27 protein-coding genes and 1 tRNA gene are annotated in these 23609 nt (G+C 66.3%); 17 read left to right on the plus strand and 11 right to left on the minus strand.

The window, feature by feature from the left end; genetic code table 11:
- A partial coding sequence (locus tag ACE3Q6_RS19730; protein WP_374436272.1) for a hypothetical protein occupies positions 1-217 on the plus strand: 217 nt, incomplete at its 5' end.
- A 6-nt stretch (positions 218-223) separates the two neighbouring features.
- Here the strand turns inward: ACE3Q6_RS19730 and msrQ are convergent.
- Positions 224-832, minus strand: coding sequence for a protein-methionine-sulfoxide reductase heme-binding subunit MsrQ (gene msrQ, locus ACE3Q6_RS19735; RefSeq protein WP_374436273.1), 609 nt, complete (start codon positions 830-832; stop codon positions 224-226).
- On the minus strand, positions 832-1731 hold the full coding sequence (msrP, locus tag ACE3Q6_RS19740) for a protein-methionine-sulfoxide reductase catalytic subunit MsrP (protein ID WP_374436275.1): 900 nt from the start codon (positions 1729-1731) through the stop codon (positions 832-834). The genes msrQ and msrP overlap by 1 nt, the downstream gene beginning before the upstream one ends.
- A gap of 285 nt (positions 1732-2016) precedes the next feature.
- Between msrP and ACE3Q6_RS19745 the strand changes: the two genes are divergently transcribed.
- The 4 genes from ACE3Q6_RS19745 to ACE3Q6_RS19760 all read left to right on the plus strand — a co-directional run bounded on the left by ACE3Q6_RS19745 (position 2017) and on the right by ACE3Q6_RS19760 (position 3954).
- A complete protein-coding gene (locus ACE3Q6_RS19745) occupies positions 2017-2502 on the plus strand; it encodes a fasciclin domain-containing protein (protein WP_374436276.1) in 486 nt (161 codons plus the stop codon).
- A 52-nt stretch (positions 2503-2554) separates the two neighbouring features.
- Positions 2555-3046, plus strand: coding sequence for a fasciclin domain-containing protein (locus ACE3Q6_RS19750; RefSeq protein WP_374436277.1), 492 nt, complete (start codon positions 2555-2557; stop codon positions 3044-3046).
- A 140-nt stretch (positions 3047-3186) separates the two neighbouring features.
- Positions 3187-3441 (plus strand): GlsB/YeaQ/YmgE family stress response membrane protein, encoded by a 255-nt coding sequence (locus ACE3Q6_RS19755; RefSeq protein WP_374436278.1) that lies wholly within the window; start codon positions 3187-3189, stop codon positions 3439-3441.
- 24 nt (positions 3442-3465) lie between these two features.
- Entirely contained in the window at positions 3466-3954 is a 489-nt protein-coding gene (locus ACE3Q6_RS19760; RefSeq protein ID WP_374436279.1) for a YidB family protein, read from the plus strand.
- Between the two features lie 55 nt (positions 3955-4009).
- Here the strand turns inward: ACE3Q6_RS19760 and clpB are convergent, their stop codons facing one another.
- Positions 4010-6625, minus strand: coding sequence for an ATP-dependent chaperone ClpB (clpB, locus tag ACE3Q6_RS19765; RefSeq protein ID WP_374436280.1), 2616 nt, complete (start codon positions 6623-6625; stop codon positions 4010-4012).
- Positions 6626-6905: 280 nt separating this feature from the next.
- On the opposite strand from clpB, the gene ACE3Q6_RS19770 reads away from it, so the two are divergent.
- Positions 6906-7340 carry a hypothetical protein gene (locus ACE3Q6_RS19770; protein WP_374436283.1) on the plus strand — a complete coding sequence of 145 codons (435 nt, stop codon included), beginning with the start codon at positions 6906-6908 and terminating at the stop codon, positions 7338-7340.
- On the opposite strand, the gene ACE3Q6_RS19775 is transcribed toward ACE3Q6_RS19770, so the two are convergent.
- The 4 genes from ACE3Q6_RS19775 to ACE3Q6_RS19790 all read right to left on the minus strand — a co-directional run bounded on the left by ACE3Q6_RS19775 (position 7337) and on the right by ACE3Q6_RS19790 (position 10700).
- Positions 7337-8161 (minus strand): TolB family protein, encoded by an 825-nt coding sequence (locus ACE3Q6_RS19775; protein ID WP_374436284.1) that lies wholly within the window; start codon positions 8159-8161, stop codon positions 7337-7339. The genes ACE3Q6_RS19770 and ACE3Q6_RS19775 overlap by 4 nt on opposite strands.
- A gap of 101 nt (positions 8162-8262) precedes the next feature.
- Positions 8263-9036, minus strand: a complete 774-nt coding sequence (locus ACE3Q6_RS19780; protein ID WP_374436286.1) for a hypothetical protein — start codon at positions 9034-9036, stop codon at positions 8263-8265.
- Positions 9037-9045: 9 nt separating this feature from the next.
- A complete protein-coding gene (locus tag ACE3Q6_RS19785; protein ID WP_374436288.1) occupies positions 9046-9840 on the minus strand; it encodes a copper homeostasis protein CutC in 795 nt (264 codons plus the stop codon).
- Positions 9831-10700: an ROK family protein gene (locus tag ACE3Q6_RS19790; protein ID WP_374436290.1), complete on the minus strand. Its 870-nt coding sequence runs from the start codon at positions 10698-10700 to the stop codon at positions 9831-9833. The genes ACE3Q6_RS19785 and ACE3Q6_RS19790 overlap by 10 nt, the downstream gene beginning before the upstream one ends.
- An 80-nt stretch (positions 10701-10780) precedes the next feature.
- Between ACE3Q6_RS19790 and pyrF the strand changes: the two genes are divergently transcribed.
- The 8 genes from pyrF (at position 10781) to ACE3Q6_RS19830 (ending at position 18450) form a co-directional block, all read left to right on the plus strand.
- Entirely contained in the window at positions 10781-11476 is a 696-nt protein-coding gene (gene pyrF / locus ACE3Q6_RS19795; protein WP_374436293.1) for an orotidine-5'-phosphate decarboxylase, read from the plus strand.
- Between the two features lie 70 nt (positions 11477-11546).
- Positions 11547-12788, plus strand: coding sequence for an imelysin family protein (locus tag ACE3Q6_RS19800; protein ID WP_374436294.1), 1242 nt, complete (start codon positions 11547-11549; stop codon positions 12786-12788).
- On the plus strand, positions 12785-13003 hold the full coding sequence (locus tag ACE3Q6_RS19805; protein ID WP_374436296.1) for a bacterioferritin-associated ferredoxin: 219 nt from the start codon (positions 12785-12787) through the stop codon (positions 13001-13003). The genes ACE3Q6_RS19800 and ACE3Q6_RS19805 overlap by 4 nt, the downstream gene beginning before the upstream one ends.
- A 56-nt stretch (positions 13004-13059) precedes the next feature.
- The gene (gene bfr / locus ACE3Q6_RS19810; protein ID WP_374436297.1) at positions 13060-13545 is read left to right on the plus strand and encodes a bacterioferritin; all 486 of its coding nucleotides are present in this window, start codon (positions 13060-13062) and stop codon (positions 13543-13545) included.
- A 75-nt stretch (positions 13546-13620) separates the two neighbouring features.
- On the plus strand, positions 13621-14643 hold the full coding sequence (locus tag ACE3Q6_RS19815; protein ID WP_374436298.1) for a LacI family DNA-binding transcriptional regulator: 1023 nt from the start codon (positions 13621-13623) through the stop codon (positions 14641-14643).
- 314 nt (positions 14644-14957) lie between these two features.
- Complete coding sequence (locus tag ACE3Q6_RS19820) at positions 14958-16463, plus strand: di-heme oxidoredictase family protein (protein ID WP_374436300.1); 1506 nt, start codon at positions 14958-14960, stop codon at positions 16461-16463.
- Positions 16463-17404 (plus strand): imelysin family protein, encoded by a 942-nt coding sequence (locus ACE3Q6_RS19825; RefSeq protein ID WP_374436302.1) that lies wholly within the window; start codon positions 16463-16465, stop codon positions 17402-17404. The genes ACE3Q6_RS19820 and ACE3Q6_RS19825 overlap by 1 nt, the downstream gene beginning before the upstream one ends.
- Positions 17401-18450 carry a DUF1513 domain-containing protein gene (locus ACE3Q6_RS19830; protein ID WP_374436343.1) on the plus strand — a complete coding sequence of 350 codons (1050 nt, stop codon included), beginning with the start codon at positions 17401-17403 and terminating at the stop codon, positions 18448-18450. The genes ACE3Q6_RS19825 and ACE3Q6_RS19830 overlap by 4 nt, the downstream gene beginning before the upstream one ends.
- Positions 18451-18779: 329 nt before the next feature.
- Here the strand turns inward: ACE3Q6_RS19830 and mtaB are convergent, their stop codons facing one another.
- Positions 18780-20042 carry a tRNA (N(6)-L-threonylcarbamoyladenosine(37)-C(2))-methylthiotransferase MtaB gene (gene mtaB / locus ACE3Q6_RS19835; protein ID WP_374436304.1) on the minus strand — a complete coding sequence of 421 codons (1263 nt, stop codon included), beginning with the start codon at positions 20040-20042 and terminating at the stop codon, positions 18780-18782.
- The gene (dapF, locus tag ACE3Q6_RS19840; protein WP_374436306.1) at positions 20039-20878 is read right to left on the minus strand and encodes a diaminopimelate epimerase; all 840 of its coding nucleotides are present in this window, start codon (positions 20876-20878) and stop codon (positions 20039-20041) included. The genes mtaB and dapF overlap by 4 nt, the downstream gene beginning before the upstream one ends.
- A 94-nt stretch (positions 20879-20972) precedes the next feature.
- Between dapF and ACE3Q6_RS19845 the strand changes: the two genes are divergently transcribed.
- Positions 20973-21048: transfer RNA gene (locus tag ACE3Q6_RS19845), tRNA-Lys, on the plus strand.
- 41 nt (positions 21049-21089) lie between these two features.
- Here the strand turns inward: ACE3Q6_RS19845 and ACE3Q6_RS19850 are convergent.
- Both ACE3Q6_RS19850 and ACE3Q6_RS19855 read right to left on the minus strand, forming a co-directional pair.
- On the minus strand, positions 21090-21794 hold the full coding sequence (locus tag ACE3Q6_RS19850) for a transcriptional regulator (RefSeq protein ID WP_374436308.1): 705 nt from the start codon (positions 21792-21794) through the stop codon (positions 21090-21092).
- Positions 21766-22050, minus strand: a complete 285-nt coding sequence (locus ACE3Q6_RS19855) for a hypothetical protein (RefSeq protein WP_374436309.1) — start codon at positions 22048-22050, stop codon at positions 21766-21768. Before ACE3Q6_RS19855 ends, ACE3Q6_RS19850 begins: the two co-directional genes overlap by 29 nt.
- Positions 22051-22297: 247 nt before the next feature.
- Here ACE3Q6_RS19855 and ACE3Q6_RS19860 point away from each other — a divergent pair, with 247 nt between their 5' ends.
- Positions 22298-22789, plus strand: coding sequence for a hypothetical protein (locus ACE3Q6_RS19860; protein WP_374436311.1), 492 nt, complete (start codon positions 22298-22300; stop codon positions 22787-22789).
- A 127-nt stretch (positions 22790-22916) separates the two neighbouring features.
- Positions 22917-23549: a ribonuclease HII gene (locus ACE3Q6_RS19865; RefSeq protein ID WP_374436312.1), complete on the plus strand. Its 633-nt coding sequence runs from the start codon at positions 22917-22919 to the stop codon at positions 23547-23549.
- Positions 23550-23609: the final 60 nt, after the last annotated feature.

A 23609-nucleotide genomic window follows, 5' to 3' on the forward strand; every position in this document is an offset into this window, starting at 1 on the left:
TCCGTTCCCGTCCGCTTCCGTCCGTCACCGTCGCTGTTCCGCTTCGGTGAGGGGGTATTTACGGAGCCGGGCCGGAACCCGCAAGAGCAAAAAACACGTTCGTCGCAAAATTTTTGCAGAAACCGGAAAAGACCGCAAAATCTGGTGGTTGGCGCAAGAAACCCCACTACGGACGCGGCAATGCGGCAATTTTCTTGCGGCTGCAGCGTCTGAATGACGGCTTTCAGGCCGCGGCCTGGGGCCTGCGCGCACCCCTTGGGATCAGCCGCACCGCCAGAAGCCCCAGCGTCAGGCCAAGATAGATCAGGATCTCGGCCGTCCAGACCTTGGAAAGCAGCGCCAGATGGGCGGCTCCCGCCAGAATCGCGATATAGGCAAGCTTGTGCAGGCGATTCCAGGCGGCAGCTCCCAGCCTGCGGATGGCTCCGTTCCATGAGGTCAGCGCGAGGGGAATCATTACCACGAACCCGACCATCCCGAGAATGACGAAGGGCCGCTTCGTCAGGTCGGCCAGCATCTCCTCCCAGCGCAGCCCCATGTCCAGCCACACCCAGGCAACCAGATGCAGCGTTACATAGAGGAATGCGAGCAGCCCGAGCGCTCGCCGGAACCGCAAGAGGTTCAGCCCGACACGGCGCAAAGGCGTGATCGCCAGCGATGCCAGCAGAAACTGAAGCCCACGTTCCCCCAGGGCGTGCTCGATCGCCTTCACCGGGTCAGCGCCCAGCCCGTCGGACACCGCGCCCCAGACCAGCCAGGCCAAAGGCACCAGACCCAGAAGGTAGACCACCCAGGTCGGCACTCTTCGGGCAAGCGCGTTCACGCGGTCCATCAGTAGTTCACGGCCAGGTCCATGCCGGCGTAAAGGCCGGCCACCTCGGCCTCGTAGCCGTTGAACATCAGCGTGTCCTGCCGCCCGCCGAAGAGGCCCGAGCCGATGCGCCGCTCGGACGCCTGGCTCCAGCGCGGATGGTCGACGTTGGGGTTCACGTTGGAATAGAAGCCGTATTCCTGCGGCTGCAGCATGTTCCAGGTCGTGGGCGGCATGGTGTCAACCAGGCTGATCCGCACGATCGACTTGATCGACTTGAATCCGTATTTCCACGGAACCACCAGCCGGATCGGTGCGCCGTTCTGCTTGGGCATCGGCTCACCATAAAGACCCGTCGCCAGAATCGTCAGCGGATGCATCGCCTCGTCCAGCCGCAGACCTTCGCGGTAGGGCCACTCAATGAACGGAGATGCCACGCCCGGCATCTCTTCGGGCCGCACCAGGGTCTCGAAGGCCACGAACTTTGCCGAGGGCTGCACGCCGACGCGGTCCAGAAGGCCGGAGAGCTGGAAGCCGATCCAGGGGATGACCATCGACCAGGCCTCGACGCAGCGGAAGCGGTAGATCCGTTCCTCCAGCGGCTGGCCCTTCATGACGTCGGCCAGGTCATAGGTGCCCGGCCGGTCCACCATGCCGTCGATCACCACGGACCAAGGATCGACCGTCAGCCCGCCGGCATACTCCGCCGGATCGCCCTTCCCCGTACCGAATTCGTAGAAGTTGTTGTAGGTGGTGATGTCCTCGACGCTGTTCGGCTCCTCATCCGTGGAATAGGCGCTTTTCGCCGCCTCGATCTTCGCCAAAGCCGGCGAGGCCAGCAGCGCCGCGCCTCCTCCGACAAGCTGGCGTCGGTTCAGCCACAGGGCTTTTGGTGTGACATCGGACCATTTCAGATGCATTTGCGGGCTCCGTCTGCGGATATCCCCAAAGATGCGTCATTCGCCGACAAAGGCAAAACAATCCGCGTCACGTGTCTGACAAGGCAGTGAAACATCTGCAGGATCGCTCACAACCGCTGAACTTCTCTCACGGTTCGTTGATTGGAAAATCGCAAAGGCGCGGGCTTAGGACGCAAGCCCGTTGCGTCAACCCGGCCTCACGCGAAATTCGGTATGATCCGATGTCGCATCCGATCCCTATCAGCCTCGCCAACGACGGCATGACCGATCAAACGGAGTGACCCTATGATCCGCAGAACTTTCCTGGCTCTGACCGCCGCCACCGCCTTTGCGATGCCCGCTTTCGCGGAAAACCACGCGAAGGACATCGTCGACACCGCCGTTGCCGCCGGCAGCTTCACCACGCTCGCCGCCGCTCTGGAAGCCGCGGGCCTGGTCGAGACGCTGAAGGGCGAAGGCCCGTTCACCGTCTTCGCGCCGACCGACGCCGCCTTCGCCGCTCTGCCGGCCGGGACCGTCGAGGACCTGCTGAAGCCCGAGAACAAGGACAAGCTCGTCGCCGTCCTGACCTACCACGTCGTTCCGGGCAAGGTGATGTCGACCGACCTGACCGAGGGCATGACCGCCGCCACCGTCCAGGGCGCGAACGTAACCATCACCCTGGAAGGCGGCCCGAAAGTGAACGGCGCCGTGATCTCGGGCCCGGACGTCGAGGCTTCGAACGGCGTGATCCACGTGATCGACTCCGTCATCCTGCCGCCGGAAGGCTGATCAAGAAGGGGCGCTTCGGCGCCCCTTTCCTTTAACCAACAGGGGACATCACATGAATCGCCGCACTCTCTTCCGCCTTGCCGGAGCCGTCTCGGTCGCCACGCTGATCGCCGCCTGCGTGCCCGCCGAAACCGAGCCGGACATCGTCGACATCGCCTCGTCGAGTGACGACTTCTCCACCCTCGTCGCCGCCGTCAGCGCGGCAGGCCTCGTGGACACGCTGAAGGGCGATGGCCCCTTCACAGTGTTCGCGCCCACCAACGAAGCCTTTGCCGCCCTGCCCGCGGGCACGGTCGAGAACCTCCTGAAGCCCGAGAACAAGGACCAGCTCATCAAGGTCCTGACCTACCACGTCGTCCCGGGTGCTGTGACCTCGGACCAGCTTGCCGGCAAGCGGTCGTCGGTCGCCACCGTTCAGGGCCAGACCGTCCATATCGATGGCCGGAACGGTGTGAAGGTGAACCAGTCCCGTGTCACCACCGCGGACATCATCGCCTCGAACGGGGTGATCCACGTGATCGACAAGGTCCTCCTGCCGAAGTGATCCGACCGGACCACACCTGAACAAGCGCGGGGCGGGATCATTTCCCGCCCCTTTGCTTTTGGCGGCAGGGAACACAATCCGCACTGCTGGCGTTTCCTTTCGTAGCCCGGGCAGCCGCCCGGTCAAAAGGAGACGCGAAAGTGGGCATCATCTGGACAATCGTCATCGGCTTCCTGGCCGGCATCATCGCCAAGTTCATCATGCCAGGCGACCGGCATGAACCGTCAGGCTTCGTGATGACCACGATCCTCGGCATCGTCGGCGCATTCGTCGCCAATTTCCTCGGTCAGGCATTGGGCTGGTACGGCCCCGAAGACGGCGCCGGCCTGATCGGTGCCACCCTTGGCGCGATCATCGTCCTGATGATCTACGGCTTCATGCGCCGCCGCACCTGACACCCCCACACAAGGAGCCCCCTCATGGCAAAAGGCAGCCCTTCCCTCGTCGCCCTCCTCGGTCTTCTGGCCATGGCGGGCTACCAGAACCGCGACAAGCTCGGCAGCATCCTGAACAACGGCGCTTCCCCTGATCCGATGCGCCAGCCTCAAGGCCTCAACCAGGGTGGCGGACAGGGCGGGCTGATGGACAGCTTGCAGTCCATGTTCGGCCAGTCCAGCGGGGGCAACTTGATGGGCGGCCTGTCCGAGCTGTTCGAGCGTTTCGCCAATCCGGTGCAGAGAGCGAAGGTCGACAGCTGGGTCCAGCGCGGGCCGAATGCGCCGTTGTCCTCCTCGGAACTTGAAGAGGCGTTGGACGAGGAAACGCTCGCGGAACTCAGCGCAAAGACGGGCCTTAGCCGGCAAGAGCTTCTGTCCCGTCTCAGCACCACGCTCCCCGAGGCGGTGGATCAGGTGACCCCGGACGGTCAGTTCCCCCCGATCAGCGCGCCCGAGCCGCGGACGATGTGAAAACGGGGGCCCGAAGGCCCCCGCTCGTTCAGGGTGGGCGCAATGCCCGCCCCTTTTAGTGCACCACGGCCTGGGCCGGACGCTCGCGGCGGCTTTGCACCACGCGGTCGCCGATGATCAGCCCCTCCGGCCCGGTCGTCACCTTGATGACCGACCCGTCCAGGATGTCCCCGGCCAGCAGCATCTCGGCCAGCGGATCCTGCAGCTGGCGCTGGATCACCCGCTTCAGGGGACGAGCGCCGAAGACCGGATCGTATCCCTCCTCGGCCAGCCAGGCCTTGGCAGAATCGTCCAGGTCCAGCGTGATCTTCCGCGCCGCAAGGCGGGCCTCCAGACGGTGCAGCTGGATGTCCACGATCCCCGACATGTCCGCCCGGTTCAGCCGGTCGAAGATGATCTGCTCGTCCAGACGGTTCAGGAACTCCGGCCGGAAATGTGCCCGGACGGCCTCCATCACCTCGGCCTTCGCCGCCGACGAATCCGCGCCTTCCGGCAGCTCCGACAACGCCCGCGCCCCGAGGTTCGAGGTCAGGATGATCAGCGTCTGCTTGAAGTCCACCGTCCGGCCCTGGCCATCGGTCAGGCGCCCGTCGTCCAGGACCTGCAGAAGCACGTTGAACACGTCCGGATGCGCCTTCTCGACCTCGTCGAACAGCACGACCTGATACGGGCGACGACGGACGGCTTCGGTCAGCACCCCGCCCTCGTCGTAGCCCACATAGCCCGGAGGCGCGCCGATCAGACGGGCGACTGAGTGCTTCTCCATGAACTCCGACATGTCGATCCGGACCATCGCCTGGTCGTCGTCGAAGAGATACGCCGCCAGCGCCTTGGTCAGCTCGGTCTTGCCGACGCCGGTCGGCCCGAGGAACAGGAACGACCCCAGCGGACGGTTTTCATCCGACAGCCCGGCCCGCGACCGCCGCACGGCGCGCGAAACGGCTTCCACCGCCGCCCGCTGCCCCACGACGCGCTTGCCAAGCTCCTCTTCCATCTTGAGAAGCTTCTCCTTCTCGCCTTCCAGCATCTTCGTGGTCGGGATGCCCGTCCAGCGTTCGACGACCTCAGCAATCTGCTCCGGCCGCACGGCCTCGGCCACCAGGGCCTGCCCTTCCTTGGCTTCCGCCTCGACCAGGTCCTTTTCCAGCGCCGGGATACGGCCGTACTGGAGCTCACCGGCCTTGGCGAAGTTGCCCTCGCGCTTGGCCTGCTCCAGTTCCGCCCGCGCCACGTCCAGCTGCTCCTTCAGCGTCCGCGCCGCCTCAAGGCTGGCGCGCTCGGCCTGCCACTTGGCCGTCAACTCGGCCGAGCGTTCCTGCAGGTCCGCAAGCTCCTTCTCCAGCTTCTCCAGCCGGTCCTTCGACGCCGCGTCATCTTCCTTCTTCAGCGCCTCGGCTTCGATCTGGAACTGCAGCACTTGCCGGTCCAGCGCGTCCAGCTCCTCGGGCTTCGAATCCACCTCCATCCGCAGACGGCTGGCGGCTTCGTCCATCAGGTCGATGGCCTTGTCCGGCAGGAAGCGGTCGGTGATATACCGATGCGAAAGCGTCGCCGCAGCCACCAAAGCCGCATCGGTGATCCGCACCCCGTGGTGCAGCTCGTACTTCTCCTTGATACCCCGGAGGATCGAGATCGAATCCTCCACCGTCGGCTCCTCGACGAAGACCGGCTGGAAGCGACGGGCGAGCGCCGCGTCCTTCTCCACATGCTTCCGGTACTCGTCCAGGGTCGTGGCGCCGACGCAGTGCAGCTCACCCCGGGCAAGCGCCGGCTTGATCAGGTTCGCCGCATCCATCGCGCCTTCGGATTTCCCGGCACCGACCAGAGTGTGCATCTCGTCGATGAAGAGGATGATCTCCCCCGCCGCCGCCTCGATCTCCTTCAGGATCGCCTTCAGACGCTCCTCGAACTCGCCGCGATACTTCGCTCCGGCGATCAAGGCACCCATGTCCAGCGCCATCAGCTTCTTGTTCTTGAGGGATTCCGGCACGTCACCATTCACGATGCGCAGGGCCAACCCCTCCGCAATCGCGGTCTTACCCACCCCGGGCTCACCGATCAGAACCGGGTTGTTCTTCGTCCGCCGCGACAGAACCTGCATCGCGCGACGGATCTCCTCGTCGCGCCCGATGATCGGGTCGATCTTGCCGTCCCGCGCCGCCTCGGTCAGGTCGCGCGCGTACTTCTTCAACGCCTCCATCGTGTCCTCGCTGGATGCGCTGTCCGCCGTCCGCCCCTTGCGGACCTCGTTGATCGCCGTGTTCAGCCCCTGGGCCGTCACCGCCCCCGCCGTCAGCGCATCCTTGGCCCGAGTATTCACCAGCGCCAGCGCGGTCAGCAGCCGCTCCACCGGAACGAACGAATCCCCGGCCTTCTTCGCCACGGCCTCCGCCTCGTCCAGCACCCGCACCAGTTGCGGATCGACATAGGTCTGCGCATCGCCGCCCGTCACCTTCGGCAGCTTGGCAATCGCGGCATTCACCGCCGCGTTGACCTGCTCGGGCGAGCCCCCTGCCTTGCGGATCAGGTTCGCCGCCAGGCCCTGGTCGTCATCCATCAAAGCCTTCAGCAAATGGTCGGGCAGCACGCGCTGGTGGCTTTCCCGCATCGCGATGGTCTGGGCGGCCTGAAGGAAACCGCGCGACCGTTCCGTGAATTTCTCCAAATTCATCGGCATTCTCCTCTATGAAGCGCCCCGCTTGCGATGCCCGGAAATCCAGCCCATCGCGTGAAGGCCTTGCCCATGATCTGGTCGCAGGCCCCGGGCTTTGCAATCCCCCTTTGCGGAAAAACCACACTCCCCCGTTTCCTGCCCCGTCGGCCTTTCCTTGCCGATTGTCCGGCCCCCGCTCGGCGGGATCAGGCAGGCCGCGCGCCCCCCGATCAACCTTGCCTTGCATTGACCGCTCCCACCCCCAAGCTTGGTCTTCGTCCTATGGAAAGGCCTGGAAATGAGCGACTCGAAACTTCCCCTGATCCACAAGGCCCCGGTCGAGGGCCTGGTGATCCACGTCGCCCGCACCGGTCTGTCCATCGGCGACAGCGCCCGGCTCGACCGGCTGTCCGACGGCCGCATCGGCGTCTTCGCCCGGCTCAAGCGCCCGATCCTCGGCCTGATCCCCCACCACCGCGAAGGACTGATCGGCCACCTCGGCCCCGTGGCGGAAGAGATCCTCGCCCCCTCTCTCGCCCACGGCGACGACCTGCGCGTACGGATCATCGACCTCACACCCGAGCACCTGGCCAACGGCTTCCCGCCCGAGGTCTACATCTCGGTCTGGGGCGACCCGCGCCACCTGCAGCCGATCCTTGCCACCGTGGACCTGCCCCCGCCCGAACCAAAGCCCAAGGCGCCGAAGGGCCTCAGCGGTCTCCGCCCGGCTTAAGGCTCATAGCGCACATAGGCGAAGGCGCGGGAATCCGGCGCCCAGCAGGGCACATTGATCGTCCCCTGCCCCCCCGTGAACTCCCGCACCCTGCGCCGGTTGCCACCTTCGGGATCGCACAGGACCAACGCCACCGGCAGGTCCGCAGGATGCCCCGTCGTCCCCGGCGGATAGGCGAGGTACAGAAGGTGCCGTCCGTCCGGCGAGGGATGCGGAAACCAGTTGACGCAGTCGTCCTCGAAAAGCTGCCGCTGTCCAGACCCGTCGGCCGCCATCACCCAGATCTGCGCGTGCCCGGTCCGGTCGCAATTGTAGTAGATGCGGCCGCCGTCCGGCGAGAAGTCCGGCCCGTCGCAATGCCCCTCGCCGTTGGTCAACCGCTTCTCCTCCTGCCCCGGCACCAGGGTGTAGACGTCGATCACCTTCCGATCACCCCGCGCCGCGACATAGGTGAGCGTCCGGCCATCGGGCGACACCCCGTGCCACCAGCTGGGGCTGTCGGGACTGACCCGCACAGGATCGCCGCCGGTGACCGGCATCAGATAGACCTGCGAGCCTGCCCCTTCATGATGCGAGGAGATGATGATCGTCTGGCCATCCGGGCTGATCCCGTGGTCGTTGTTGCACTTCACCGCCACGCCCGTGTCCAGCGCCTCAAGCGCGGGGCGTGCCAGAGGCACGCGGTAAAGCAGCCCCTCGCCATTCACCAGTAGCCAGTCCCCCGACGGCGCCCAGTTCGGGGCCTCGATCCGGCCGTCAACGGCCAGCACCTCGGTAACGCGGCCGGTGGCCAACTCGTAGGTCTCGATGATGCTGCGCACCCGGTCTCTCCAATTCGACTAAAATTGCGCTTTCATACTGGCCCAAATATCCCGCAGGAGGTCCGGAGGGCGCGAAGCCCTCCGGGGTCAGCCGAAGGCACCTACCCCCTGTCCTTCGCGACCAGAAGCTTCTTCGGCCGCAACGCTTCCGCCGCCTTGAACAGCGAAAACGTCTGGTTCACGTAATTCACCACGCCCGAGATCTGTTCCAGGTAGGCCTGCAATTCCGCCGTCCGCTCGGCCTCGACCAACTGCACCGCGCGGCTTGGGTCCATGCCTTCGAACTGGACATAAAACAACGGCTCGCCCCGCCGCAGGATCAGGTCCTTCTGCGGCTCGTGCCATTCGAACGCCCACATCAGGGGCCGCGGCCAGATCGAGATCGGGAAGCGCCCGCCGAAGATCGTGCCGGGCAACGGGTCGGGCCGGTAATGGGCAAAGGCGGCAAGCTGGGTCAGGTAGACCATCTCGTCGGCGATGAAGTAGTAGGGCAGGTGGAGCTGCACCGTCGGACGGTCCGGAAAGCGCCATTCCGCCTCGCTGACCAGCGTCAGCACCTCGTTCAGCTTCGACGACCGGATCGGACTGTTCGCCCCCGCCCGGTTCACCAGCACCGCCTTGCCCTTGTCATCGCGCTGAAAGCCGATGTGCAGATCGAACGGGCATTTCACCAGGAAGTACCGGCTTTCCAGCTGGATCACCGCAGGGCAACGGCTCGCCGACTTCGCATGTGCCCGGTTCGGCGCGCGGATCTGCACCCGCTCGGGCGGATCATACAGCACCGCGCCTTTGTCCTGTGCCAGGAACCAGCCCACCGTCAGCGGCCCTGATCCCGGCCCGTCCTCCGGGCGGTCGTAGTCCAGCCTCAACTCCATCACCCGCTCCTACTCCAGGGCCGCTCGAAGCGCCCGCACCGCATTCGCAACGGTCTGCCGCCGCACGGGCGGGGCGAACCCCATTTCGACCACCCGCCCCGAAAGCGGGGTCGAGGCCGAACATGACGCGTGAATTTCAGTAATGCCAAGGCCTTTCAAAAGGGTTGCATTGGCCGGGTTCACCCCCGACCCAGGCATCACCGTGATCCGACCCGCCGCCTGTCCGACCAGTGCCGCGATCCGCGCCGCCCCGGCCTCGGCGGTCAGTTCCCCGCCCGAGGTCAGGATACGGTCGAACCCCAGCGCCACCGCCTCCTCCAGCGCCGCCGACATATCCGGCACCAGATCAATGCAGCGGTGCAGCACCAATTCGAAGGCCCCCGGAGTTTTCAAAAACTCCGGACCGGAGCCTTCAAAGGCTCCGTCCCGATTTCTTGGAAGAAATCGGTCCCCGGCGTCTCCCCGCGCTGCCCTCACCAATCGCTGCAGCACCGGCACATCCAGCCGCCCATCCGGCAAATTGGCCCCCAGCACCACCCCCGCCAGCCCCGCCGCGCGCACCGCCTCGATCTCCGCCTCCATCATCGCGACCTCGGCCTCGGACCAGACGAAATCCCCCGCTCGCGGCCGGATCATCGCCACGACCGGAACCCCGCAGCCTACCGCGAGCCCGATCAACCCGGCCGAAGGCGTCAGCCCCCCGACCGCCAGCGCCGCGCAAAGCTCGATCCGGTCCGCCCCGCCCGCGACGGCCTGGGCCAGGCCCTCCGCCGTGTCGACACAGACCTCCAGCGTCATCCCCATGCCGCGACCCCTGCCATCGCCGCCCCAAGCAGCCCGGCGTCAGGCCCGCATTCGGCAGGCACCAGCAGAGGCGTTTTCGGCCGGCGAAGGATGCGGACGCGCACCGCCTCGTCCAGATAGCGCACCAGCCCCGGTGCCCTCGACAATCCGCCGCCCACCGGCACTACATCCGCGCCGATCACGTTGACCACCATCGCCAACGGCCCCGCGACCAGCTCGCGCCAAAGCGCCATGGTCTCGCCCGCCTCGGCCTCCCCGGCCATCCAGCCCGCGATGATTGCCTCCGACCCCAGAAGCTCTGCCGTGCGCTTGCGGTGCAGCCGTTCCAATCCGCGCGCAGAGCCAACCGTGTCGATGCAGCCGACCTGTCCGCAGCCGCACTGGAAGGCGAACTCGCCGCGAATGACCGGGCCATGCCCCCACTCCCCGGCATAGCCCCCCGCGCCCGTCACCACATGGCCATTGATCACCAGCCCGCCACCGACGCCCGAGCCCAGGATCACCCCGAACACGGTCCCATGCCCGCGCCCCGCACCCTGCTCTGCCTCGGCCAGCGCGAAGCAGTCGGCGTCGTTCAGCACCTGTACCGGCAAACCGGTCGCCGCCTGCAGCTCAGGTCCCAAGCGCAACCCGTCGATGGCAGGGATGTTCGCCACCTTCCCCACGCCCGTCGACGGGTCGACCACCCCGGCGATCGAGATTGCAATACCCCGCTCCCGCCCCGTGACGAACCCTGCCACCGCCCTCGTGAAGGCCGCCTTGTCGCCCAGGGGCGTCACCACCTCGCCCAATGGCCGCAGCCCACCGTCCCAGGCCGCCGCCTTGATCCGGCTCCCGCCGATATCGAATGCCAGGATCATCCCTGTCCCCGTGTTTTGCGCCAGTCTTGACAGCCCTGCCCCGCCCCGTCAAACCGCCGCGAAACCGCCCGGAGACCCCCATGCCCGCAGATGACCGCCTCATCGTCGCCCTCGACGTGCCGAACGTGGTGCAGGGCCTCGACCTTGTGAACCGCATCGGCGACGCGGCCAGCTTCTACAAGATCGGCCTCGGGATGCTCACGGGCGGCGGCCTTGCCCTGGCGAACGAGCTCAAGCACGAACAGGGCAAGCGCGTCTTCCTTGACATGAAGCTCTTCGACATCGGCGCGACCATCGAGGCTGCCGTCCGGGGCCTGGCGCAATACGACCTCGACTTCCTCACCGTCCACGGCGACCCGCAGGTGGTCAGCGCCGCCGCCACAGGCAAGGGCGGCACGGGCCTCAAGATCCTCGCCGTCACGATCCTCACCTCGCTCGACCGCGCCGACCTGGACGCCAACCTCATCAAGCCCGGCGACATCCACGACATCACCCTCGAACGCGCCGCCCGCGCGTTGCAGGCCGGTGCCGATGGCGTCATCGCCAGCCCGCAAGAGGCCGCGATGATCCGCGCCCTCTCCGAGGCGCGCGGAAAACTCATCGTCACTCCTGGCGTCCGACCCGCTGGGGCCGCGACCGGAGACCAGAAGCGCATCGCCACGCCAGCGCAGGCCATCGCCGACGGGGCCGACCACATCGTCGTCGGCCGCCCCATCTGGCAGGCGAAGGATCCCGCCGCCGCCGCCCGCGCGGTCATCGCGGAATTCTCCAAGTAAAAGAATCGGGTTTACAAGACCCACTAAATTAGTCAGACATTCGGGAACTCCATTCGCCGAAGGTCGACCCATGCGTCTTGTTGCCCTCCTCCTCCTCACCGCCACCCCGGCCCTCGCCGCCACGCCCGAGGAGGTGACGACCCACTACGCCAACCTGGCACTTGCGACCTACGAAGACAGCCTTACCACCGCGCAGGCGCTCCAGACCGCCGTCCAGGCCCTGATCGCCACGCCCAACGACGCCACCCTGCAAGCCGCCCGCGACGCCTGGAAGGCAGCCCGCGTGCCCTACCAGCAGTCCGAGGCCTTCCGCTTCGGCAACCCCATCGTCGACGACTGGGAAGGCCGCGTGAACTCCTGGCCGCTGGATGAGGGGCTGATCGACTACACCTCGGCCGACTACGGGAACGAGGAAAACGCGCTCGCCACCCTGAACGTCATCGCAACGCCGAAGTTCACCCTTTCGGGTACCGAGATCGACGCCACCACGATCACCCCCGACCTGATCTCCGGCACCCTCCACGAAGCCGACGGGATCGAGGCCAACGTCGCCTCGGGCTACCATGCCATCGAATTCCTGCTCTGGGGCCAGGACCTGAACGGCACCAACCCCGGCGCCGGCACCCGCCCGGCCACCGATTTCGCCAGCGGGGATGCCTGCACCAACGGCGATTGCGACCGCCGCGCCGCCTATCTTCAGGCAGCGACCGATCTCCTCGTCGCCGACCTGACCGAGATGGTGGACAACTGGGACGCCGACGGTCCCGCCCGAGCCGCCGTGACCGCCGACCCGCAGGCCGGGCTCCTGGCCATCCTCACCGGCATGGGCAGCCTCTCTTACGGCGAACTGGCGGGCGAGCGGATCAAGCTTGGCCTGATGCTCAACGACCCCGAGGAAGAGCACGACTGCTTCTCGGACAACACCCACAACAGCCACTTCTACGACGGCATTGGCATCCGCAACGTCTATCTCGGGACCTACACCCGGACGGATGGCACAACCCTGCAAGGCCCGGCGCTGTCCGACCTGGTCGCAGCCGCCGACCCCGCCGTCGACAGCCAGCTGAAAGCCGAACTCGACGCCTCGGTCGCAGCGCTGCAGGCGATGAAGGACGCGGGCGATGCCGGCAAGACCTTCGACACCCTCATCGCCCCCGGCAATGCCGAAGGCGAAGCTATCATCATGGCCGCCGTCGACGCTCTGGTCACCCAGACCGCGTCCATCGACCGGGCCGTCACCGCACTTGGCCTCTCCAAGGTCGAATTCGAAGGCTCCGACAGCCTCGACAGCCCCGGAGCGGTCTTCCAGTGATCATCTGCCACTGCCAGAGGATCTCTGACCAGGACATCCGGGCTGCGGTGGACTGGATGCGCGCGGCCGACCCGCAGGCGCTGATCACGCCCGGCAAGGTCTATCGCGCCCTCGGCAAACGGGCCGATTGCGGCGGCTGCCTGCCGCTTTTCATCGACACGATAGGCAAGACAGCGGCGTTTCGCCTTCCCGAAAAAATTCTCCGGACAGGCTAGGGAACTAAACCCGACCACCTGCGTTGTTCCGGAATGGAACAACGCACAGAGGCATCATGAAGGGCGACGCCAAGGTCATCGACTACCTCAACGCGGCTCTCCGGTCGGAACTGACGGCCGTAAGCCAGTACTGGCTGCACTACCGCCTGCAAGAGGATTGGGGGTTCGGCCACCTGGCCGACAAGTCCCGCGCGGAATCGATCGAGGAGATGCACCACGCCGACCGCCTGATCGCCCGGATCATCTTCCTGGAAGGCCATCCGAACCTGCAGAAGCTCGACCCCCTTCGCATCGGCCAGACCGTGCGCGAGACGCTGGAGGCCGACCTGGCCGCCGAACACGACGCCCGCACGCTTTACATCGAGGCGCGGCGCCATTGCGACCAGGTGGGCGATTTCGTCACCCGGGGGCTTTTCGATGACCTGATCGCGGACGAGGAAGGTCATATCGACTTCCTCGAAACCCAGATCGGCCTCTTCGACCGCCTGGGTGCCGAGCGCTATGGCCTTCTCAATGCCAAGCCTGCCAGCAAGGCGGAATAGGCACGCAAAGATGCCAGCAGCTTGCACGTCACGACTGTCTCCTCATTCGCGACCCGACCTATTGGGGCAGCACGAATGAACACCATCGAACGTCCCGGCCCCGGACCCAACCGAAGGCCGACCCTCAAGACCATCGCGGACATCTGCGGCCTCGGCGTGCCGACAGTCAGTCGTGCGCTGAACAATTCGCCGGAAATCGGCGAAGAGACCAAGCGCCGGATCCGTCAGATCGCTGAACAGGTCGGCTACATTCCCGACCGCGCCGGTGTGCGGCTCCGCACCGGGCAGACCCTGATGATCAGTCTGGTCTTCCGCATCTCACCGGACAATCAGATGAGCCGCCTGATCCCCTCGATCGCCCGCGCGCTCTTGTCGACGCGGTTCCAGATCGCGATCACGCCCGCCCTCAGTCACGAGGAGGGGCTTCATGCCATCCGTCAGGTGGTCGAAGGCCGAATGGCCGATGCCGTGATCTTCAACGAGACCCTCATCGACGATCCCCGGACCGCCTATCTCCTGGAAAAGGGCTTTCCCTTCGCCACCCACGGCCGCAGCAACCTGTCCCATCTCCATTCCTTCTACGATTACGACAACGGCGCCTTTGCCGCGCAGGCGGCCCAGCTTCTGCAGCGGCGCGGGCGCAGAAGCCTTTGGCTGCTCGGCCCTCCGCAGGAACGTCACTACGGGCGCGACACCTTCGTGACAGCCAAAAAGGTGGCCGGTGAGATTGGCCTGCAGTTCGGCGAAATCACGGACACCACCATCAGTGGGTCGATCGAGGACATGCAACTGGCCGCCCGACAGGCTGTGGCCCAGCATCCCGAACGGGATGGGTTCGTCTGTTCCTCGGATACTGCGGCGCTGGCCCTGGCCTCGGCGCTGACCGAAGCGGGGCGCAAGATCGGAGAGGATGTCGACGTGATCGCCAAGGGGACCCGTCGGTTCCTCGGGATGGCGAATCCGGCGATTATCGTGATCGAAGAGGACACCCAGCGCAGTGCGGATTTTCTGGCCCGTGCCGTCCTGCAGGCGATCAACCAGCCGAACCTGCCGCCGATGCAACACGTCGAACAGCCAGACTTCAGCGGATTTCTGTAAGACCTGCGCCAGCAAAGGCCCGACCGCGCTTGCGGGCGGCCGGACCAAGGTGCGTGGATTACCATGCAACTCGTAACGCGCACCGACAAGAACTGCATTATCGCGAGTGCAAGCACGAAACGCAATCGTTTTCGCTGACGTCGCGTTAAAATGTCTGACATTCGCTCGCCACCTGCGCAGAATGATGCCGATGCGACGTCCTCTCGGCCCGGGCACCACAGGGGGGATCCTACTTGGAATCGAACCTCCCACCGCTTTTCCGATTGAAATACTCAAGAACTCGGGAGTATGAGTCGCCCAAAAGGAGGCCGCTCATGCGCCTTGCCCTCATGCTCTGCCTCGCAACCGCCCCTGCCTATGCGCAGGATCTGGACGACCGCCACCTCCCCGTCATTCCCAGGACCCCCGAAGACACCGCGAAGATCGCCGCCGTCCTCGCCCCGCCCACCGACTTCACCAAGCCCGAACCGTTCGAGGCGAAACCCGCCGGCGCCGCCACTGTCCGCGCGATCACCACGGCTGACGCCTTCTCGCAGCACTCCGCCAACATGCCCTTCGAGCGCGAGATGGACTTCAAGCTCGGCAACGCGCTCTTCCGCAAGACCTGGGTCGCCGCCCCCTCCTCCACCAAGGCCTCCGACGGCTTGGGCCCCCTCTATAACGCCCGCGCCTGCCAGGACTGCCACCTGAAGGATGGCCGCGGCCACACCCCCGCCGACGCCGACGCCTCGCGCGTCTCGATGTTCCTCCGCCTCTCCGTCCCCGGCGGCCCCGTCCCCGAAGGCATCGCCGACTGGATCGCCACCCAGCCCGACCCGACCTACGGCGGCCAGCTCCAGGACCTCGCCACCCCAGGCCACGCTGCCGAGGGCCGGATGGACATCACATGGGAAGAGACCCCCGTCACCCTTCCCGACGGCACCATTGTCTCCCTCCGCGCCCCCACCTACGCCTTCAGCGACCCCGCGTACGGCCCCCCCGCCGATGGCCTGATGCTCTCGCCCCGCGTCGCCCCGCAGATGATCGGCCTCGGCCTCCTCGAAGCCATCCCCGCCGCCGACATCCTTGCGCTTGCCGACGAAGGCGACGCCAACAACGACGGTATCTCCGGCCGCCCGCAAATCGTCCCGTCCGTGGAATTCGGCACCCCCATGCTCGGCCGCTTCGGCCTCAAGGCCGGCGCCCCCACGGTGCGCGAGCAATCCGCCGGAGCCTTCGCGGGCGACATGGGCCTTTCGACCCCCCTTCACCCCGACCCCTGGGGCGACTGCACCAAGGGCCAGCCCACCTGCCTTGACGCCCCCTCCGGCCAGGAGCCCAACATCCGCGACGGGCTTGAGGTCGACAAACCCTCCCTCGACCTCGTCACCTTCTACTCCCGCAACCTCGGAGTGCCGGAACGTCGCAATATCGACGACCCCCAGGTCCTGAAGGGCAAGGAAGTCTTCTACACCACCGGCTGCCAGTCCTGCCACACGCCCAAGCACGTCACCAACCGGCTAACCGACCAGCCCGAACAAAGCTTCCAGCTGATCTGGCCCTACACCGACCTCCTCCTGCATGACATGGGGCCGGGCCTTGCCGACAACCGCCCCGAAGGCCGCGCCACCGGGTCGGAATGGCGGACCCCGCCGCTCTGGGGCATCGGTCTGTCGCCGCAGGTCGCCGGCCATACCGAATACCTGCACGACGGCCGCGCCCGCTCACTGCTCGAGGCAATCCTCTGGCACGGCGGCGAAGCCCAACCCCAGCGCGACGCCGTCGCCACCATGACCTCTGAGGACCGCGAGGCCCTCCTCGCCTTCCTGGGTAGCCTCTGATGCGCGCCACACTACTCGCCCTCCTCTTCGCCACCCCGGCCCTCGCCGACACCGCAACCGTCGTGCAGGACCACATCCGCCCCGGCTTCACCGCCTTTGCCAATGCAACCAAAGCTTTGGCCGCCATCGACAGCTGCGATCCGGATGTCCTGCGCGCCGCCTTCCAGGGGGCCTATGACAGCTGGATCCCCGTGGCCCACCTGACCCTTGGACCCGCCGAGGAAGACGGCCGCGGCCTCGCCGTCCTCTTTTGGCCCGACCCGAAAGGCTCCGGCTGGAAGGCCCAGCGCGCCCTGCTCGCCGCCCCTCCGACGGCTGAAGCGATGGCGCAGCAATCCGTCGCCGCCCGCGGCCTGCCCGCGCTGGAGCGTCTGCTCTTCCCGACCGAACCCCTCGAAAACGCCTGCCCGCTGATCCAGGCCACCGCCGACGACCTTGCCACCACCGCCGCCACCCTGGCCAAGGACTGGGGTCCCTACGGCGACCTCCTTCTCACCGCTGGCCAGGCCGGCAACGACCGCTTCCTGAAACCGGAAGAGGCCACGCAGGCCCTCTTCACCCAGCTTGCCACCGGCCTCGAATCCCTCGCCGACCGCCGCATCGGCCGCCCCCTGGGCACCTTCGACAAGCCCCGCCCCGACCTGGCCGAAGCCCACGCCTCCGCCCGGTCCGTCCGCAACATCGCCCTGTCGCTGGAAGCCCTGAAGGACCTCGCGCTGACGCTGAACCCCGACAGCCCGAAGACACGCGCCGCCTTCGACCATGCCATCGGACTGGCCAAAGACCTCGACCCCGACATCGACCACATCACCGACCCGCAGGCTTGGCTGAAGCTGGAAATCCTGCAGCAGGCCGTCCGCACCACCCGCGACACTGCCATCGCCGAACTTGGCCCCGCCCTGGGCGTCGAGCTTGGCTTCAACTCGGCGGATGGCGACTGATGCAGCGCCGGACCTTCCTCGCCACCCTCGCCGCCGCGATGGCCCCCCGCCTGACCTGGGCCGACATCGGCGCCCCCGCCTTCCTTGCCGCCGGGAAACGGGGGGAGGACTTCTTCCTCCACGGTCTTGCCACCACCGGCACCAGCCTGTTCCGCATCGCATTGCCGGGCCGGGGCCACGCCGCCGCCGCGCACCCGCACCTGGCCGAGGCCGTCGCCTTTGCCCGCCGCCCCGGCACCTTCGCGCTCGTGATCGACTGCGCCACCGGAGAGACCCGCCACCGCCTGACCCCGCCCGAGGGCATGCAGTTCAACGGCCACGGCGCCTATTCGCTGGACGGCTCGCTCCTGATGACCTCCGAAGTCGTGGCCGACGGCTCCGAAGGCCGCATCGGCCTCTGGGACACCACCCTCTACACCCGCCTGACCGACTGGCCCAGCCACGGCATCGGCCCGCACGAGATCAAGCGCCTCCCAGACGGTCGTCTTGCCGTGGCGAACGGCGGCATCCAGACCGACCCGGTCGACCGCACCAAGCTCAACATCCCCGACATGCGCCCGAACCTGACACTTCTCTCCGAAGACGGCGCGCTCCTCGACCAGATCGAACTCCCGGACCTCCACCAGAACTCCATCCGCCACCTTGCCCTGCAAGGCGACACCATCGCCTTCGCCATGCAATGGGAGGGCGACCCAGCGGAGTCCGTCCCGCAGCTTGGCCTCTGGACCCCCGGCAGCACCCCCCTCCTGTGCACCCCACCCGAGGCCCAGGCCTTCACGATGCAAGGCTACGCCGGCTCCATCGCCGCCACCTCTGACCGCATTCTCATCACCTCCCCCAAGGGCGGAGCCTTGATGATCTTCGACGCCGCCGGCACCCACATCGCCACCCACCACCGCCCCGACCTTTGCGGCGCGGCCACGGCTGGCACGGGCTTCACCGTGACCGACGGCCAAGGCGCGGTCTGGTCCGCCAGCGACGAAGGCCTCACACCGCTTTCCAGTGAAGAAACCCAATGGGACAACCACCTCGTCGCGCTCAGCTGACGCTCCCCATGACCGCCAACCAGAGACGAAGGTCGCACAACCCGTCGTCTTGAGCCGATCAAAACCCTTTCACCTGGCTCCAAATATCCTCTGGGTATGCCATTGGTTTCGCCACCGGTTCGAGAAACCAATGGCATGGGGGGGCGAAGCGCCCCCAATGGCCGAGGAGGAGGCGCAGGCCGACGACGAGACAATGGACTTCGCGCGTCAGCGCTCAATCTGAAAACCGCCCCAACCCGTGTGAAATCCGGAAGTTAAGAAACCCCTAACGCCCGCGGCCAAGTATCTGTTTTCATTCGTGCATCAGAGTTTGTCCACCGTGGACACCCTCATGCTCGCAGCCGATCCCCGTCCACTCCGGTGACCCGCACCTCCAGGATCGCCCCCTCCGGCTGGTCGCTCCCGAAGGCCACCTCGGCAAACCCCTCGGTCCGCCCCAGACGCGGCCCCTCGGTCAGCACCCGATGGAGCCGACCCACCTGCCCCGCCAGATGGTCCCCAAGAACCCGGTCGCCCAAAGCCCGCAGCCGCGCCGCCCGCTCCTTGATCTCCGGCCCCCGAACCTGCGGCATCCGCGCCGCCGGCGTCCCCTTGCGGGGGCTGAACGGGAAGACATGCAGGAAGGTCAGCCCGCACTCCTGAACCAGGTCCAGCGACCGCTGGAACATCGCCTCCGTCTCGGTCGGGAACCCGGCGATGATGTCCGCCCCGAAGACCATCTCCGGCCGCGAGGCCTTCACCTCCGCACAGAACCGGATCGCGTCGTCCCGCAGGTGCCGCCGCTTCATCCGTTTCAGGATCAGGTCATCCCCCGCCTGCAACGACAGGTGAAGGTGCGGCATCAGCCGCGGCTCCGTCGCGATGGCCTCGATCAGCGCCGGGTCCGCCTCGATGGAATCGATCGAAGAAATCCTCAAGCGAGGCACCGACGTCAGCTTCAAGATCCGCCGCACCAGATCGCCCAGCTTCGGCTCCCCCGGCAGGTCCGCGCCCCAGGAGGTCAGGTCAACGCCCGTCAGCACCACCTCGTTGAACCCGCGGTCGACCAGCCGGTTGATCTGCTCGACCACCACCCCCGCCGGGACCGAGCGAGAATTCCCCCGCCCGAAGGGAATGATGCAGAAGGTGCAGCGATGATCGCAGCCGTTCTGGACCTGCACATAAGCCCGGTGCCGCCCGAAACCGTCGATCAGGTGACCGGCCGTCTCGCGCACCGACATGATGTCGTCGACCTGCACGCGCTCGGTCACCCCGATCAGGTCCGGCGCGGCGATGCCCTTCCAGGTCTCCGCCTGCATCTTCTCGTGGTTGCCGACGACTCGCGCCACCTCAGGCATGGCCGCGAAGGTCTCGGGTTCGGTCTGCGCCGCGCAACCCGTGACGATGATCGCCGCCCCGGGGTTCTCGCGCGACAGCCGCCGGATCTCCTGCTTGGCCTTGCGCACCGCTTCGCCCGTCACGGCGCAGGTGTTCACCACCACCGCCCCCGCCAGCCCCGCCGCGGCAGCAAGCTCCTTCATCGCCTCGGTCTCGTAGGCGTTCAGACGGCAACCCAGCGTCGCGAAGACCGGAGGCTTCTGCGGCGCGTTCATCGGACCGACGCCAGATAGTCGACCGACAGAACCCCGTCGAACACCCGTGCCACGGGGCCGGTCAGCCAGACGCCATCGTCGCGCCAGTCGACCTCCAGCGTGCCGCCATCGACCTCCAGCGCCACGCGCGGCCCGATCATCCCCCGCAGATGCGCCGCCACCGCCGTCGCACAGGCGCCAGAACCGCAGGCCAGCGTGATCCCCGTCCCGCGCTCCCACACCCGCATCCGCATTCGGCATGGCGAAAGAAGCTGGGCGAATTCGACGTTCGTCCGCTGCGGGAAGAGTGGATCATGCTCGATCTTCGGCCCCAGCGCCGCAAGGTCCACCGCCTCGGCATCCTGCACGAAGTGGACGCAATGTGGGTTGCCCATGCCCACGGCCACCGGGTCCCCCGGCAAGGGCAGGTGCAGGTGATCCACCTCCCGCGCCAAGGGAATGGACGCCCAGTCAAGCTGCGGCTCGCCCATGTTGACCCAGACCCGGCCATCCGCCGCCCGTTCGGCGCGCAGCCCGCCGCGGGCGGTGACCAGCGAGACCTTGTCCGCCCCCAGCCCGCGCATCACATAGTCCGACACGCAGCGGGTCGCGTTTCCACAGGCCCCGGCCTGGCTGCCGTCGCTGTTCCAGAAAACCAGCCCGAAATCGGCATCGGTCGAGTCCGTGATCTCGGCCAACTGGTCGAAGCCCACGCCCCGATTCCGGTCGCCCAGCGCCCGCGCAAGTCCGGCCGTCATGACCGCCCCCCGCCCACGCGAGTCGATCACCACGAAATCATTGCCCGCGCCGTGCATTTTCAGGAACGGAAGGCCGGTTTGCGCACTGCTGTCCATCATCCGACGGCATATACGCCGCGGCCCCAAGATTCGCCAGTGCCGCACGTTTTTGCCCTTGACCCCCGCCAGCGGCTTGCCTAATCAGCCGCCCGTGGGGCCGGTAGCTCAGTTGGTAGAGCAGCTGACTCTTAATCAGCGGGTCACAGGTTCGAATCCTGTCCGGCTCACCACCCACAGCAAGGCCCGGGGTCACGCCCGGGCCTTCTGCATTTCAGATCATCTTGATCGTGTCCTTGCCCACGGCCAGCATGTAGCCGCGCCGGGCGATGGTCTTGACCAGAAGCTCGGAGACCAGCTGGTTGCCCAGCGCGTCCCGCAACCGCTTGACGCGCGTCGCGCCCGCCGCTTCGTCGCAATCCGCCTCGTTCCGGCCCGAGATAACAGCCTCAATCTGCGCACCGGTCAGGACCTCATCGTCCATCCGGGCCTCGGCCAGCACGGACAGGGTTTCCAGCGCCGCTTCGGTCAGCTGGAATTCCAGATCGTTGATGTAGACCGCCCGCGCCTCGCGGCTGATCATCAGGCTCGCCACCTGGATGCCCGACCGCTGGATCGCCGAGATGCGGCGGTTCAGCGCGATGATCGTCACCAGGAAGACCAGGCAGGACACCAGAAGAGCGGTCGAGAAGAGCAGCAGCACGAAGATCACGCTGCGATAGCTGATCAGAACCTCCGAGAACGAAGTCCCGGACTGCGCGAGTATCTCCAGCAGCTTGATCTCGGCCAGGGTGTTCAGGTCGTCGTTTTCGACGAACAGCCGTTCCACCCGCGCGTTGAAAGCGTTGGCGTCGGGCAGGTTCAGGAAAAGGAACAGCGCCGCGGCCAGAAGGATCAGGACGATGGCTGCGATACCAAGGGCAACGACGCGGTTGCCGGCCTTGAGACTGTCAGTAACGGAGGAAGTAGTCTCCGGCACTCGCTTTCCTTTCCTCAAGACCCTCGGGCCCGAATGTGGACAGAACGTTCAGAAGCGTCCAGCCATCGCCCGCCAGTCTCGGCGCCAATTCGCCTTCGGCCGCGCCGGGCGAACAGTTTGCATCCGACACCTGCGCGACACCGTAGTGCAGTTGCAACGGTTCGTCACGCTTGGCCTTGTAGTCGGCATAACACTCTGCCGCAGCCGGGCCGACAAGGGCCATGGCAAGCAGGACAGAGGTGAGGAAGGTCTTCATTTTTGGTCCCCGGAAGGAGCTGCTCGTTTATCGGCCGAAACTGCACGCGGGCACGCTGATATACAATATCATCGCCATTTTCGCGCGGCTGTTATCGGATAACAAGTCGGTTTTGCCCTACCGTTATGACCTAGCACGACCTCGTTATTGCTTACCCCGCTTTCCGGCGGCGAGGCTTGGTCAACGGGTTTGCCGCTCCCTGCAGCGGCACCCGCCAAGACCAAGAAGATCGCATCAGGAGGCATCCATGTCCGTCGAATTCAGAACCCATCCGCGCCATATCGCCTCGCGTGGGATCAGCGAGACCACTCTTTCGGCGCGCCGCTTCGCCGCCATCCTGACGGGCGCCGCCGCTGCGCTGGCCGTGGTTCTTGCGACGACGATCCCGGTCCGCGCCGAAAAGAACGACATTGCAAAAGCGCTGATCGCGGCGCTGGTCGTCGGTGCCATCGCCAATGAGCTGAAGGCCGACGACAAGCCCGCACCCGCCCCAATTCCGCTTCCGGTACCGGAGGCCGAGCCCGTTTCCTCCAAGCGCGTGCCGTCGGTCTGCGCGATCTCGATCGACGGGGCCGAACGGTCGGTGACGCTGTATCCCGAAAGCTGCCTGCGGTCGGAAGGCTTCCGGCCCCGCCTGCCGCGCGGCTGCGCCAATACCGCGACGATCTATGGCGAGCGTGACCGCGTCTATTCGGCGCAGTGCCTGCGCGATGCAGGGTTCCGCGTCTCGGGACGGTGAACACGGGCCGCCGAGGCGGCCTTGAACGAAGCGGGGCCGCCCTATTCCCCGCTTCCGTCTGGGGGGTGGGAGGGTGAGCAGCTCCCACCCCCTTTTTCTGTAAACGGTTCCGCGCTATCCGATGCGGATGGACGAGATCATCCCCGACTTCACGCATGAGACGCTGGCCCTGGGCCGGGGCGCCATTCGGGTCGTGGGGGTGGATGAGGTGGGGCGCGGGCCGCTCGCCGGTCCGGTCACCGCCTGCGCGGTTCTGCTTGACGCAAAGCGCATCCCGGACGGCCTGCGCGATTCAAAAGTGCTTACGCGCGAGAAGCGCGAAGATCTGTATCTGCGGATCATCGACGTGGCCGAGGTCTCCGTGGCTCATGCCTCGGTCGAAGAGATCGACTCGTTGAACATCCTGCGCGCCAGCCACCTGGCGATGGAGCGGGCAGTGGCAGGACTGAAGGCCGACCATGCGCTGATTGACGGCAACATGATCCCGCGCGGCCTGGGGTGTGATGGGACGGCGATCATCGGGGGCGACGGACTTTGCCTGTCCATCGCTGCGGCCTCCATCGTGGCCAAGGTGACGCGCGACCGGATCATGGTGGATTTGGCGCAACAGCACCCCGGCTACGGCTGGGAGGCCAACGCGGGCTACCCGACAAAGGCCCATCTGGAAGCATTGCAAAATCTAGGTGTGACCCCTTGGCATAGGCGTTCGTTCAAGCCCGTCCACAATATCTTGTATCAAGAGCTTTCTGTAAGTTCTTGATTCAAAAAAGAATTTGACGGCGAATCGCCGCTGACTCATGCTTCAATGCAACATCGGCAC

This window comes from Tabrizicola sp., assembly GCF_041913445.1.
Classification (GTDB): domain Bacteria; phylum Pseudomonadota; class Alphaproteobacteria; order Rhodobacterales; family Rhodobacteraceae; genus Tabrizicola.

Bases quoted from the DNA above. Each gene is read 5' to 3' on its own strand.
- ACE3Q6_RS19815 (WP_374436298.1), top strand. From the start codon at position 13,621: ATGAACACCATCGAACGTCCCGGCCCCGGACCCAACCGAAGGCCGACC.
- ACE3Q6_RS19800 (WP_374436294.1), top strand. From the start codon at position 11,547: ATGCGTCTTGTTGCCCTCCTCCTCCTCACCGCCACCCCGGCCCTCGCC.
- bfr (WP_374436297.1), top strand. From the start codon at position 13,060: ATGAAGGGCGACGCCAAGGTCATCGACTACCTCAACGCGGCTCTCCGG.
- dapF (WP_374436306.1), bottom strand. From the start codon at position 20,878: ATGATGGACAGCAGTGCGCAAACCGGCCTTCCGTTCCTGAAAATGCAC.
- msrP (WP_374436275.1), bottom strand. From the start codon at position 1,731: ATGCATCTGAAATGGTCCGATGTCACACCAAAAGCCCTGTGGCTGAAC.
- ACE3Q6_RS19855 (WP_374436309.1), bottom strand. From the start codon at position 22,050: ATGAAGACCTTCCTCACCTCTGTCCTGCTTGCCATGGCCCTTGTCGGC.
- ACE3Q6_RS19760 (WP_374436279.1), top strand. From the start codon at position 3,466: ATGGCAAAAGGCAGCCCTTCCCTCGTCGCCCTCCTCGGTCTTCTGGCC.
- ACE3Q6_RS19770 (WP_374436283.1), top strand. From the start codon at position 6,906: ATGAGCGACTCGAAACTTCCCCTGATCCACAAGGCCCCGGTCGAGGGC.
- ACE3Q6_RS19865 (WP_374436312.1), top strand. From the start codon at position 22,917: ATGGACGAGATCATCCCCGACTTCACGCATGAGACGCTGGCCCTGGGC.
- ACE3Q6_RS19790 (WP_374436290.1), bottom strand. From the start codon at position 10,700: ATGATCCTGGCATTCGATATCGGCGGGAGCCGGATCAAGGCGGCGGCC.
- ACE3Q6_RS19820 (WP_374436300.1), top strand. From the start codon at position 14,958: ATGCGCCTTGCCCTCATGCTCTGCCTCGCAACCGCCCCTGCCTATGCG.
- ACE3Q6_RS19780 (WP_374436286.1), bottom strand. From the start codon at position 9,036: ATGGAGTTGAGGCTGGACTACGACCGCCCGGAGGACGGGCCGGGATCA.
- msrQ (WP_374436273.1), bottom strand. From the start codon at position 832: ATGGACCGCGTGAACGCGCTTGCCCGAAGAGTGCCGACCTGGGTGGTC.
- ACE3Q6_RS19860 (WP_374436311.1), top strand. From the start codon at position 22,298: ATGTCCGTCGAATTCAGAACCCATCCGCGCCATATCGCCTCGCGTGGG.
- clpB (WP_374436280.1), bottom strand. From the start codon at position 6,625: ATGAATTTGGAGAAATTCACGGAACGGTCGCGCGGTTTCCTTCAGGCC.
- ACE3Q6_RS19745 (WP_374436276.1), top strand. From the start codon at position 2,017: ATGATCCGCAGAACTTTCCTGGCTCTGACCGCCGCCACCGCCTTTGCG.
- ACE3Q6_RS19825 (WP_374436302.1), top strand. From the start codon at position 16,463: ATGCGCGCCACACTACTCGCCCTCCTCTTCGCCACCCCGGCCCTCGCC.
- ACE3Q6_RS19750 (WP_374436277.1), top strand. From the start codon at position 2,555: ATGAATCGCCGCACTCTCTTCCGCCTTGCCGGAGCCGTCTCGGTCGCC.
- pyrF (WP_374436293.1), top strand. From the start codon at position 10,781: ATGCCCGCAGATGACCGCCTCATCGTCGCCCTCGACGTGCCGAACGTG.
- ACE3Q6_RS19785 (WP_374436288.1), bottom strand. From the start codon at position 9,840: ATGGGGATGACGCTGGAGGTCTGTGTCGACACGGCGGAGGGCCTGGCC.
- mtaB (WP_374436304.1), bottom strand. From the start codon at position 20,042: ATGAACGCGCCGCAGAAGCCTCCGGTCTTCGCGACGCTGGGTTGCCGT.